The sequence below is a fragment of the Croceibacterium xixiisoli genome (genome assembly GCF_009827305.1).
In the GTDB taxonomy this organism is placed as follows: Bacteria; Pseudomonadota; Alphaproteobacteria; order Sphingomonadales; family Sphingomonadaceae; genus Croceibacterium_C; species Croceibacterium_C xixiisoli.
Genome location: NZ_WTYJ01000001.1, coordinates 880,512 through 892,930, shown reverse-complemented (window position 1 = coordinate 892,930; position 12,419 = coordinate 880,512). Strand labels below are relative to the sequence as shown.

Genomic DNA, 12,419 nt, shown 5'->3' with positions numbered 1-12,419 from the left:
GAGCGGTTCAGCCTTCCCTGGCAGCGAAATGGGCAACGACCCGCCCAAGACCCACCGAATTGGAGCCCTTTACGAGCACAGCATCCCCGCTGTTAAGACCAAATTCCTCCAACGCGGCGATAGCCTCGCCCGGCCCGTCGCAATGGACAAAGCCGGCCGGCTTGCCAAGCGCGGCAACCTGGGGTTTCCCCAGTTCACGCGCGAGCGCCGCCATCTCTTCACCGACCAGCACCGCGAAATCGACCCCGGCGGCCGCGATCGGATCGGCCAGCTGGGCATGGAAGGCCGGGCCGAATTCGCCCAGTTCGCGCATGCTGCCCAGCACGACCACGCGGCGCGATGCGGGCGTCTGGCCCAATTGCGCCAGCGTGGCGCGCATCGATGCCGGGTTGGCGTTGTAGCTTTCATCGATCATCAGCGCGTGGCCGCCCGGCACGGCGACACGCAGCCGCGCCCCGCGCCCCTTCAACCCGCCCATTTCCGCCAGCGCGAGCCCCGCTGCCCCCAGATCGCCGCGCGCGGCATGGACGGCCGCCATCACCGCCAGCGAATTGGCGACCCAATGGGCACCGGGTTCGGCGACCGAATAGCACAGCTGCCGGTCTTCCAGCACCGCCGTCACCAGCGATCCGCCATTGGCGACCGGAATGGCATCGAGCAGGCGCACGTCCGCGTCCGGCGAACTGCCGAAGGACAGCACGCGGGCGCCGCAAGCCAGCGCCGCATCGCGCAAACGGGCAAAATGCGGGCTGTCGGCCGGAATCACCGCCGTGCCGCCTGGCTCCAGCCCGGCGAAAATTTCCGCCTTGGCATCGGCAATCGCCGCTTCACTGCCCAGATTTTCGATGTGGGCGGGCGCGATGGTGGTGATCACCGCGACATGCGGGCGAACCTGCGTGGTCAGGGCCGCGATTTCGCCCGCGTGGTTCATGCCCATTTCGAACACGCCATAGGCGCTGCGCGCCGGCATCCGCGCCAGGCTGAGCGGCACGCCGACATGATTGTTGTAGCTGCGCACTGACCGATGGGCCGCGCCCCGGCTGCTGCGTTCCAGCGCGGCGAAAATGGCTTCCTTGACCCCCGTCTTGCCGACCGATCCGGTAACCCCGACGATCCGCGCCGATGCGCGCGCGCGGGCGGCGGCGGCAAGCTGGGCCAAGGCCAGGCTGGTGTCGGCCACCAGCACATGCGGGCGGGCGATCGGGCGATCCACCAGCGCTGCGGCCGCGCCATTGGCAAAGGCCTTGTCCAGAAAGGCGTGCCCATCCATCGCATCGCCCTTCAGCGCCACGAACAGATCGCCGGAGCGGACATCGCGGGAATCGGTTTCTACACCGCTGAGCTGAAAATCCCCGCTTGCCACACCGCCGGTGGCGGCAGCAATTTCGGCAGCCGTCCAGAGCGCCAACGGGCGCGCATCGGCGGGGCTGCGGGGCCAGCGGATCGTCACGGGCAAGGCGTTCATGGGTTCATTCCTGCCATCTGGCCGGCGCATTCGCGAGCGACCGATACATCATCGAAGGGCAGAACGCGCAGATTTTCGCCCGCGCCCACAATCTGCCCCTGTTCATGCCCCTTCCCCGCGATCAGCACGATGTCCGTGCTGCCTGCTTCAGCGATGGCCGCTGCGATGGCCTGACGCCGATCCCCGATTTCCTGTGCCCCCGGCGCACCGCGCAACACCGCCGCGCGGATCACGGCCGGATCTTCACCGCGTGGATTGTCATCGGTGACAATCACCAGATCACTGCCCGCCAGCGCCGCTTCGCCCATGGGCGCGCGCTTGCCCGGGTCGCGATCTCCACCGGCGCCGAACACGGTAATCAGCCGCCCTGCCACATGCGGACGCAGGGCAGCAATGGCGGCGCTCAGCCCGTCGGGCGTATGGGCGTAATCGACATAAACCGGCGCGCCGGTGGCGGTGATGGCGGCGCGTTCCAGTCGGCCGCGTACCGGCTGCAACCGGCCCAGCGCATCGAACACGGCCGCAGCGTTTCCCCCGGTGGCAATGACCAGCCCCGCCGCAACCAGCGCATTGGCGGCCTGATAGGCGCCGATCAAGGGCAGCGTCACGGCGTATTCCTGCCCGGCATGGCGCAGTTGCAAGGTCTGGCCCAGATGCCCGGGCGTGCGCGCCAGCAGGGTGATGCCATCGCCCCGTTCACCCACGCGCAGCAGCGCGAGGCCACGCGCTGCCGCCGCATCGCACGCGCGGTCGCTCCAGGCGACATCGGCCCAGATCACGGCGGTGCCGCCGGCATCGACCACGTCGCCGAACAGCCGCATCTTGGCCGCGAAGTAATCATCCATGTCGGCATGATAATCGAGATGATCGCGCGACAGATTGGTGAAGGCGCCCGCAGCGACGCGCAGCCCTTCGTTGCGGAACTGGGTGAGGCCGTGGCTCGACGCCTCATAGGCGACATGCGTCACCCCTTCGCGAGACAGGCCGGCCATGGTGGCCAGGAAAGTGACGATGTCCGGCGTGGTCAGCCCGGTCGATACGCTTTCGTCGGGGGTGGTCACACCCAGCGTGCCGATGGAGGCGGCGCTGAAGCCGGCGATCCGCCAGATCTGGCGGGTCATTTCCGCGACCGAGGTCTTGCCATTGGTGCCGGTCACCGCGACGATCGTATCGGGCACCGGGCGGAAGAATTGCGCGGCCAGATGGGCAAAGGCGCGGCGCGGCTGCGGATCGGCAAGATGGGCGGCGCCTTCCACGCGCGCTTCGGGGCGGGCGACCACGGCAATGGCCCCGGCGGCGATGGCGGCGGGGATGAAATCTTCCCCATTCACGCGGCCACCCTGAAACGCACCGAAGATGGTGCCGGGCGCGACCTTGCGATGGTCGATGGCGAAGCCGGTCACCACCGCGTCGGCATGGGCCGAAGCCGTCATGCCCGCCGCAGCCGAGAGCGCCGCCAGCTTCATCAGCGGCCCTTGCCCACCAGCGGATCGAGATCGGTCAGATCGATATCGCGCGTGTCATCCGGCAGCACGCCCAGCATCGGGCCGATGCGCGGCACCAGCTTGGCCACGATCGGCGCGGCGTTGTAGGCGGCCGTCCGCTGGAAGGAACTGGCCATCGTGCCCTTGGGTTCATCGAGCATGATGATCACCACGAACCGCGGCTTGTCCATCGGGAAGGCGGCGGCAAAGGTGGAAACCAGCGTCGTGCGGCGATAGCCGGCGCTGCCGCCCGGCTTTTCGGCGCTGCCCGTCTTGCCGCCAATGCGGAAGCCCGGGGCGTCGGCATTGCGGCCCGTGCCATATTTGGCAATCATGCGCAGCAGCTGGTTCATCCGCGCGCTGGTGCTCTGCTTGAACACGCGGCGCCCTTCGGGGGCGGCGCCGGGTTCCAGCTTCATCAGCGTGGTCGGGCGCCACACACCGCCATTGACCATCGCGGCATAGGCAGAGGCGAGGTGCAGCGGGGTGATGGCAACGCCATGGCCATAGCTGACCGTCATTGCCTTCAGGCGGGGCCATTCGCCCTTGTCCCAGATCGGGTAACCGCGCGCGGGCAGTTCGATATAGGGCCGTTCGTTCATGCCCAGATCGGCCATCACCTGCTTCAGCCGGGCAGCGCCCAGCTCATCGGCGATCTGCGCGGTGACGATGTTGGACGAATGCATCAGCGTTTCGGGCACGTTCAGGCTGGCGCCGATCGTGTGGCTGTCACGAATGCGGAACTTGCCCATCACCAGCGGGCGATTGGCCGGCCAGCGGCGCGACAGATCGGTCACCGTACCGGCATCGATCGCGGCGGCCACGGTCAGCGGCTTGAAGGTGGAACCCAGTTCGTAAACCTGGTTGGTCACCTTGTTGAAGACATTGCGGCGCCCTTCGGCATCCAGCTTGTTGGGATCGAATTCGGGCAGGGAGGCCAGCGCCATCACCTCGCCCGTGTCGACGTCCAGCACGATGCCGGCCGCACCCAGCGCGTCGACACTGAGCATGCCACGGCGCAGTTCATCCTCGAGCGCGCCCTGAACCCGCGCGTCGAGCGAGAGGACCACGGGCTGTCCACGCTGGGCCGGATCGCGCAGGCGCGTATCGAGCGCCTGTTCCATCCCCACATAGGCGCGGCCTTCTTCCATGTAGCCGAGCACATGGGCCGCCAGCATCCCCTGGGGATAGTGACGATCGCTTTCCTGGGTGGTTTCCAGCGCCAGCTCGCCGATCGCGTTCACGCGATTGGCCTCTTCGGGCAGCAGGCGGTGGCGGATATAGCCCGGCTTGCCGGCGGCCAGCTGATCCCGCACCGCCGTTTCATCCAGATCGGGGAAAATGCGGGCCAGCCGCGCAGCCACTTCGCGCGGGCTCTTGACCAGCGGCGCCCCGCCATCATCCATGGCGCGCGGATTGTACCACAGCGCATAGGCCGGGAAGGCCCGCGCCAGCGGCACGCCATTGCGATCGGTGATTTCGCCGCGCGGCGGCAGCAGCGCTTCGGCCATGGACCGCTGCTGCGGCGCCGGCTGGACGAAGCCAAGCCAGCCGATCCGCAACATAGCGGCGATCGCCAGGAAGAAGAACACCATGCACACCAGCAGCACGCGCAGCCGCGCGGTCATCAGCAGGCTGCGCCGAACATCGACCAGCCGGATACGCCCCGACGGCACCGCGCGATGAGCCGCCAGAGTGTTCATTCGCTCACCACCCGGCGCACGGCATTGAGCTGGATCCGGGTGTGACCGCTGTCCGCCTGCGCCGTCAGGCCTTCACGCCGGGACGGCAGCTCTTCACTGGTTGCGGGCCGGCCGGTGATGGGCGAAACCATGCGGGGGAATTCGGGTGCATCCTCACCCGCGCCGATGCTGGCGACGCGGATCGGATCCGGCGCACCCACGGCGCGCGGGGTGCCGAAACTTGCCAGCTGACGCTCGTTTTCAACGAACTGCCGAGCGGTCGGCGCGATATAGCCGAAATCCACCCGGTTCCAGGCATCGAGCTGTTGCTGGTTTGAACGGGTGGCGAATTCGGTTTCCAGCAGGACTTTCGACCGTTCGAGCGCGACGATCTGCCGCTCGGCCCGCACGATATCGCTCTGCACCGCCTGAACGCGCAGATACAGCAGCAGATACAAGGCGGTACACACGGCCAGAACCATGAACCAGCCAATGCGACGTGTGCGGGTCTGCGGTGTCATACGGTCCCCCTGGCTGGAGCGGCTGAGCGGGTGGCGGCGCGCAAGGTGGCGGAGCGCGCCCGTGGATTGCGTGCGATCTCTGCGTCGGACGGACGAATGGCCTTGGTCAGACGGGCAAAGGTGGCGGCCGATTCTGGCGGTGCTTCGGGCAGATAGCGGTTGGCCCGCGCGGTTGCCCCGGCGGCCTGGCGCAGAAAGTGCTTCACGATCCGGTCTTCCAGGCTGTGGAAGCTGACCACGGCCAGCCGCCCGCCTTCGCCCAGCAGTTCCTCTGCTGCGGCGAGCCCGGCGTCGAGTTCATCGAGTTCACCGTTCACATGGATGCGCACGGCCTGAAAGCTGCGCGTCGCCGGATCCTTGGGCGCGCCGGGGCGATAGCCGAGCGATTTGCGCACCACATCGGCGAACTGGCCGGTCCGCTCGATCGGCCGCGCCGCCACGACCGCACGGGCGATCCGCCGGCTCTGCCGCTCTTCGCCGAAGCGATAGAGCACGTCCGCAATGTCTTCCTCTTTCGCGGTGTTGAGGAAATCCGCCGCCGTCGGGCCGGACTGGCTCATCGTCATGTCCAGCACGCCATCCTGGGAAAAGGCAAAGCCGCGCCCGGCCTGATCCAGCTGCATCGACGACACGCCGATATCCATGACGATAGCGTCGATCTTCGTGACGCCGGCTTCCGCCATGACATCCGCCATTTCGGAAAAGCGCCGGTGATGCAGCACCAGCCGGGGCGGATCGGCCCGGCATTCTTCCCACTGTTGCCCGGCGGCGATAGGATCGGGATCACGGTCGAAGGCATGCACCGTCGCCCCCGCATCCAGGAAGGCGCGGGTATAGCCGCCGGCGCCGAAGGTGGCGTCGATCACCACATCGCCGGGCTGCAGATCAAGCGCCGCAAGCACCTCTTCGAGGAGGACGGGGATATGCGGCGGCGTCATTTGCGCTTCGCCTTGGCCAGGGCTTCGGCCTCGTCTTCCCGACACAGCGCCTGTTGCCCGGCCCAGCTGCCATCCATGGCGTAGAGCTTGTCCGGGGACCACAGGGTGAAGAAGGGCGAACCGCCGATGAAACAGATGCCGCCATCCATGCCGCACAGCCGGCCGAGCGAATCAGGCAGGATGAAGCGGCCGCTGGCATCGAAGGACACTTCCTTGAAGCCCCAGAGCTGGGCCATGCGCTGATCCCAGTCGAAATCGCGCCCCTTGGCATTGGCGGCCTGTTCTTCGCGGGTGGCCTGCGCCTCAAAGGTCGCGACGCGCGATTTGGCGAAACCGGTCAGGCAGTCCCAGCGATCATGCTTGGCCAGGCACAGCGTGCGGGCATCGGCATCGGTCGGGGCGATGGTGTTGCGGAAGCTTGGCGGCAGGACGTAGCGTGCTTTCTCGCCGCGAAGCGAAAAGCCCTGACCACTGTACCCTGTCGGCATCTGCGACACTTTGCCCCGGCCCCCATGATCGGCCTGTTCCGATAATCACCGGGCAAACCCCTCCCCCACCAGGGCGCGCGCATGCGCACCCAGTTCGCCCGGTATTCGGGCGCGGCACGGGAGATTTGTCCGATGTCCGCATCTGTATAGCGGCCATCAGCGGGAATAAAGGGGAAAGTACGGGAATGATTCGGGTTTTGACGGGAAAACCCGGTCATTCATCGCGCCCAGGCGGCCATCCGCTGCGGATGCCTGAGGCGGTAGTTCCATTATCGTTATGATTTAAATCAATATTTCTGCTGTCAGCGACAACCGCGGCCTGGGTGGTGGAAATTCCCGTGCTTTCCCGCACCAGCCACGCCAGCGAATCCGCCGCCTCAGGTGCAGGATGATGCAGATCCAGCACGGCGGCATCCGCCAGCGCCACCAACTGACCGGCACCGATCGCCCGGCAACGGGCCATCAGACCGCCAACAGAAACATCGCATTTTTCAGTGGCTTGATTGCTCTCAACAGCCACAAAACGGCCCGGCAGACGAACCGGAATCTGCGCCCCGCCCAGATCGGCAAGGGCAGGATCTGCTGGCTGCAAATCGTCGAATTGGAGTTCCAGCCCCCAATGTCGGAGAATCGGCGATAGCAGGATAACATCCTGCGGACGGCGGCGATCCCCGATTCCAAACCGCGATTCGCCGGTCAGCATGGGGTCGGCGAACAGCAACAACCGCCCCCCAGCGCGCACCCAGCCATCCAGCGCGACATTTTCCTCTGCAGTCAAGGCGCGGGGCTGCGCCAGCAGGAGAAACTGGAGGTCTTTCAGATTGTTGGATAAAAGCGTGTCGAGCGGGCGCAGTTGAAAATCCGCCTCCAGCTGCGCGCGGGCCCAATGCACATCGCCGGTCCCGCCGATCACATCGCTAAGGCCGTCCGCCTCCCCCCAATAGATCGGGATCGTGCCCATCAGCCCCAGAGCCGGTTTGGCCGCGTGGACCTGCCCATCTGGCGTCGCCGTCCCGTGATTTCCCGCATCCGGCCCAACAATGGCCTGGTCGGGCGTACCCGTTCCCGCATGCAGCGGTATGGAGAGGATCAGACCAGCCCCGGCCAATGCCAGGCCGGCCGCCCTCATCCCGATCACCGCTGCCCGAAGGTCAGGGGATCGCCACGGGTGGATTGGCATCGGCTGGTTCTGCGCTGGCGGCGGTACTGGCGCGTTCACCCGGGAAATCCGGCACCACGCCGGCATCGGCCAGGGGATCGCTGGCGGGGGTGGAAGACGGGCTGACCGCAATCGTCGGCGCCGCTTCGGGCACAACCCGGGCCTGGTTTTCCTGCGCGCTGTTCATGATGATATTGGCCAGCCCAACCAGCAGAACCATCGCCGCCAGGCCGAACAGGCCGACCTGCAACCGCTGCATCAGCGCCCCACCCCAACGCCCAGCGGGCGGGGAGGCGTGATCGCCAGCGGCATTCGGCAATTTCAGGTCCAGCTGGTCCAACGCCATGAACGCAATCTAACCTGCGTCGATTAACGTAACCAGTCGAAAACGGTCAGACCCTTGGATTCGAGCCACTCCCGGTTGTAAAGCGTGGAAAGATAACGGAAACCAGTGTCGCACAAAATTGTAACAACCCGGCTGTTCGGGCCCAGTTTGCGCCCCAGTTCGACAGCACCGGCCACATTGATGCCGCTGGAAAGGCCCAGGCACAGCCCTTCTTCCTTCAGCAGGCGGGCGACCCATTCCATGCCCGCTTCGTCCGAAATGCGGAATTGCGTATCCACCGGTGCGCCGTCCAGATTGGCGGTGATCCGGCCCTGCCCGATCCCTTCGGCAACAGAGCTGCCCTCTGCCTTCAATTCCCCGTGGGCGTAATAGTTGAACAACGCCGCACCATGTGGATCGGTCAGGGCAATGGTAATCGCCTCATCCCTTTCCTTCAGACCCAGGCCGACACCGGCAAAGGTGCCGCCCGTTCCGGCCGCGCAGGTGAAGCCGGAAATGCGCCCGTCCATCTGGTCCCAGATTTCCGGCGCCGTGCTTTCGATATGGGCGCGGCGATTGGCGATATTGTCGAACTGATTGGCCCAGATCGCGCCCTCGGTCTCTTCCGCCAGCCGGCGGGAGGTGTGCACGAAATGGCCGGGATTGCTGTAGGGGGCCGCCGGCACGGTCACCAGCTCTGCGCCCAGGGCGCGCAGCGTGTCCATTTTCTCCCGGCTCTGCGTTTCGGGCATCACGATGATGGATTTGTAGCCCAGTGCATTGGCGACCAGCGCGATGCCGATGCCGGTGTTGCCGGCCGTTCCTTCGACGATGGTGCCGCCCGGCTTCAACGCACCGCTGCGTTCCGCATCGCGGATGATCCACAGCGCCGCGCGATCCTTGACCGAGGCGCCGGGGTTGAGGAATTCGCATTTGCCCCAGATTTCGCAGCCGGCGGCCGCACTGGGGCCCTCCAGCAGAACAAGCGGGGTCTTGCCGATCAGATCGAGGGTGGAGGTGCGTGCAGCAGGAAGATTCATGCCGCACGATTAGGGCGGACCGGCGCGGCAGGCAATGCAGATGCACTTGCCCGGTGCCTAGTCCCCCTTCCCGCAGGCGGAAATCAGTCTTCGGCGGCGATCCGCACCTTCAGCCCGTCCAGCGCATCGGTCAGCGGCAGCTGGCACGACAGGCGTGAATATTCGTCCCGCTCATCGCTGGAATCGAGCAGATCGTCTTCGTCCTGGCTGATCGGCGGCAGCAGATCGGCAAAGTCAGGATCGACATGCACGTGGCAGGTGGCGCAGGAACAGCAGCCCCCGCACAGGGCCAGAAGTTCATCAAAACCATTGTCGCGAATGGCTTCCATCACCGTCAGGCCAGGTGCGGCGTCAACGGTGCGTGTTTCCCCTTCGCGGGTCGTCACAATCAGCTTGGGCATTGTTCAGATGCTTCCTTTCCCGTGCCGGGCTGCTACGTGCTGGGCCGGGTTTTGGCAAGAAGAGGACAGGCCTTGGGCATCAGTGCAGAGGCGATCGTCGCCGGTCTTGACACAATTGCCACACGGGAACCGGCCATCGCCCGCGCGCTGGCCAGTGCCGGCTATCCCGAACCGCGCATCCGCGAAACCGGATACCGCACCCTGCTGCGCACCATCATCGGCCAGCAGGTGAGCGTAGCGGCGGCGGCCAGCGTCTGGCGCAAGCTGGAAGCGCTGCTGGGCGAAGACGTGCCGCCCGCCGCTCTGCTGGAACAGGATTTCGACGCGCTGCGCGCCTGCGGTCTGTCGCGACAGAAGCAGGGCTATGCCCGGTCGCTTTGCGAACTGGTGATCAGCGGAGAGCTGGACCTCGACAATTTGCCGGAGGATGATGAGGACGCCATCGCCCAGCTGGTGAAGATCAAGGGGATCGGGCGCTGGTCGGCGGAAATCTATCTGCTGTTCGCCGAAGGGCGGCCCGACATCTGGCCTGCCGGCGATCTGGCGGTGCAGGTGGGCATCGGCAAGATCATGGGGCTGGAAGAACGCCCGTCGGAAAAGGCGACCCGCGAACTGGCCGAGGCGTGGCGCCCGCATCGCGGGGCGATCGCGATCATGACCTGGCATTGCTACAACAACCCCGCGCTCTGAAACCCGCCACCACCTGACGAAAAATCGCCGGTAGACTGCTGGGGTGAATTGCATATCGCGCGCCGCGCCCTAGCTTGGCCCGACAAGACAGCAGACAATTCGGGCGCGATCAGCAGCCAGACCGACCATTCAGCCAGGAGGTTCCGCGATGACCCGACGCACCCGTTTGCTGACATCCATCGCCATGCTGACTGCGGCCATCAGCGCCCCGGCCATCGCGAATGACGCCCCCCAATCAGGAGAGACCATGCCCAACGCCGCCGCCGATGCCGTAAAATCCACGCCGCTGATCCCGCGCGATGCCCTCTATGGCAACCCTACGCGCTCCACCGGCCTGGTCAGCCCCGACGGGAAATGGATCAGCTGGCTGGCCCCGCACGAAGGGGTGATGAATGTCTTCATCGCGCCCGCCGGCGATCCGACCGCCGCGCGGCGGATGACCAATGCGACGCAGCGGCCGATCCCGCAGTATTTCTGGGCCCCGAAATCGGACAGCATCCTCTATGTGCAGGACAAGGCCGGTGACGAGAATTACCTGCTCTATCAGGTCAATCTGGCGAGTGGCGAAGAGCGCAATCTGACCCCGTTCGAAGACACAAGGCTGCAGATCGTCGGCGCGTCCAACACGATCAAGGATCAGGTGCTGATCGGGCTGAACAACCGCGACGCGCGCCTGCATGATGTGCATTTGCTGAACCTGGATACCGGCGAACTCAAGCTGGTGCTGCAGAACGAAGGCTATCTCGGCTTCCTGGCCGATGACAGCCTGACGCTGCGCTGGGCCATGGCGGCCAATGCCGCCGGCGGCATGGACATGTTCGAGATTACCGACGGCACAATCGCGGAAACCCCGCGCGAAAGCACCACGCTGGACGATGCGCTGAGCACCAGCACCGCCGGTTACACCACCGACGGCAAGACGCTGTACTGGCTCGATTCGCGCGACCGCAACACCGCCGCGCTGATCGCGGAAGACACCACCACCGGCGAAAAGCGCATCATTGCCGAAGATCCGCGCGCCGATATCGGCGGCACGATGCAGAACCCGGTGACGGGCGAGGTGGAAGCCTATTCGGTCAATTATCTGACCAATCGCTGGACCGCGCTCGACCCGCAGATCGGCGCCTCGCTCGAATGGCTGGATGCCCGGCTGGAGGGTGATTTCGGCGTCCAGTCGCGCACCGAAGATGACAGCAAATGGGTGGTCTGGAACGATCCGCTGACCAGCCCGACCAAAGTCTATCTCTATGATCGGCCCGCCGGCACGCTGACCGAATTCTACACCAGCCGCCCCGAACTGGTCGGCGCCCCGCTGCAGCCGATGCACGCGCTGGAAATACCCGCGCGCGACGGGCTGACGCTGGTCAGCTATCTGACCCTGCCGCCGGGGAGCGATCCCGATGGCGATGGCGTGCCCGATCAGGCCACCCCCATGGTGCTGCTGGTGCATGGCGGCCCCTGGGCGCGCGACAGCTATGGCTTCAACCGGGCGCATCAATGGCTGGCCAATCGCGGCTATGCCGTGCTCAGCGTCAATTTCCGTGGCTCCACCGGGCTGGGCAAGAATTTCATCAATGCCGGCAATCTGGAATGGGCCGGCAAGATGCATGACGATCTGATCGATGCGGTAAACTGGGCCGTGGAACGCGGCGTCGCGCAGAAAGACAAGGTCGCCATCATGGGTGGGTCCTATGGCGGCTATGCCACGCTGGTGGGCCTGACCTACACGCCCGAAACCTTTGCCTGCGGCGTGGACATCGTCGGCCCGTCCAATCTGGAAACGCTGCTGGCCACGATCCCGCCCTATTGGGAACCGCAGGTGAAGCAGTTCCACGATCGCATGGGCAATCCCGGAACGCCCGAAGGCCTGCAATTGCTGAAGGATCGCAGCCCGCTGCACCGGATCGATGCCATCGTGCGGCCGCTGCTGATCGGCCAGGGGGCCAATGACCCGCGCGTGAAGCAGTCGGAAAGCGACCAGATCGCCCAGGCGATGCAGGCGGCCGATATTCCGGTGACCTATGTGGTGTTCCCGGATGAAGGGCATGGCTTCGCCCGGCCGGAAAACAACATTGCCTTCAACGCGATCACCGAAAACTTCCTCGCCACCTGTCTGGGTGGCCGGGCCGAACCGGTGGGCGGCACCCTGCCCGCATCGACCGCGCAGATCGTGACCGGGGCGGAATTCGTCGCCGGGCTGACGCCTGCGGCAAACAACTGATCGCA

12 protein-coding genes are annotated in these 12,419 nt (G+C 65.8%); 2 read left to right on the top strand and 10 right to left on the bottom strand.

All coding sequences use genetic code 11. From position 1 onward, the window contains the following. Positions 1 to 7 precede the first annotated feature (7 nt). The 10 genes from GRI97_RS04225 to GRI97_RS04180 form a co-directional block, all read right to left on the bottom strand. Positions 8 to 1,465, bottom strand: a complete 1,458-nt coding sequence (locus GRI97_RS04225) for a UDP-N-acetylmuramoyl-tripeptide--D-alanyl-D-alanine ligase (RefSeq protein WP_161389854.1) — start codon at positions 1,463 to 1,465, stop codon at positions 8 to 10. Continuing rightward, a complete protein-coding gene (locus GRI97_RS04220; RefSeq protein ID WP_161389853.1) occupies positions 1,462 to 2,931 on the bottom strand; it encodes a UDP-N-acetylmuramoyl-L-alanyl-D-glutamate--2,6-diaminopimelate ligase in 1,470 nt (489 codons plus the stop codon). Before GRI97_RS04220 ends, GRI97_RS04225 begins: the two co-directional genes overlap by 4 nt. Further along, the gene (locus GRI97_RS04215; RefSeq protein ID WP_161389852.1) at positions 2,931 to 4,652 is read right to left on the bottom strand and encodes a peptidoglycan D,D-transpeptidase FtsI family protein; all 1,722 of its coding nucleotides are present in this window, start codon (positions 4,650 to 4,652) and stop codon (positions 2,931 to 2,933) included. The genes GRI97_RS04220 and GRI97_RS04215 overlap by 1 nt, the downstream gene beginning before the upstream one ends. Beyond that, positions 4,649 to 5,152, bottom strand: a complete 504-nt coding sequence (locus tag GRI97_RS04210) for a hypothetical protein (RefSeq protein WP_161389851.1) — start codon at positions 5,150 to 5,152, stop codon at positions 4,649 to 4,651. Before GRI97_RS04210 ends, GRI97_RS04215 begins: the two co-directional genes overlap by 4 nt. Then, positions 5,149 to 6,090, bottom strand: coding sequence for a 16S rRNA (cytosine(1402)-N(4))-methyltransferase RsmH (rsmH, locus tag GRI97_RS04205; protein WP_161389850.1), 942 nt, complete (start codon positions 6,088 to 6,090; stop codon positions 5,149 to 5,151). The genes GRI97_RS04210 and rsmH overlap by 4 nt, the downstream gene beginning before the upstream one ends. Further along, complete coding sequence (locus tag GRI97_RS04200; protein WP_161389849.1) at positions 6,087 to 6,578, bottom strand: division/cell wall cluster transcriptional repressor MraZ; 492 nt, start codon at positions 6,576 to 6,578, stop codon at positions 6,087 to 6,089. The genes rsmH and GRI97_RS04200 overlap by 4 nt, the downstream gene beginning before the upstream one ends. Positions 6,579 to 6,792: 214 nt before the next feature. Further along, positions 6,793 to 7,686, bottom strand: coding sequence for a Gldg family protein (locus GRI97_RS04195; RefSeq protein WP_161389848.1), 894 nt, complete (start codon positions 7,684 to 7,686; stop codon positions 6,793 to 6,795). Positions 7,687 to 7,729: 43 nt separating this feature from the next. Next, entirely contained in the window at positions 7,730 to 8,083 is a 354-nt protein-coding gene (locus GRI97_RS04190) for a hypothetical protein (protein WP_161389847.1), read from the bottom strand. Positions 8,084 to 8,106: 23 nt separating this feature from the next. Beyond that, positions 8,107 to 9,102, bottom strand: a complete 996-nt coding sequence (locus GRI97_RS04185) for a cysteine synthase A (RefSeq protein WP_161389846.1) — start codon at positions 9,100 to 9,102, stop codon at positions 8,107 to 8,109. An 83-nt stretch (positions 9,103 to 9,185) separates the two neighbouring features. Beyond that, the gene (locus GRI97_RS04180) at positions 9,186 to 9,503 is read right to left on the bottom strand and encodes a 2Fe-2S iron-sulfur cluster-binding protein (RefSeq protein WP_161389845.1); all 318 of its coding nucleotides are present in this window, start codon (positions 9,501 to 9,503) and stop codon (positions 9,186 to 9,188) included. A gap of 72 nt (positions 9,504 to 9,575) precedes the next feature. Between GRI97_RS04180 and GRI97_RS04175 the strand changes: the two genes are divergently transcribed. Both GRI97_RS04175 and GRI97_RS04170 read left to right on the top strand, forming a co-directional pair. Continuing rightward, positions 9,576 to 10,193, top strand: a complete 618-nt coding sequence (locus GRI97_RS04175) for a DNA-3-methyladenine glycosylase family protein (protein WP_161389844.1) — start codon at positions 9,576 to 9,578, stop codon at positions 10,191 to 10,193. 148 nt (positions 10,194 to 10,341) lie between these two features. After that, positions 10,342 to 12,414, top strand: a complete 2,073-nt coding sequence (locus tag GRI97_RS04170) for a S9 family peptidase (RefSeq protein ID WP_161389843.1) — start codon at positions 10,342 to 10,344, stop codon at positions 12,412 to 12,414. Positions 12,415 to 12,419: the final 5 nt, after the last annotated feature.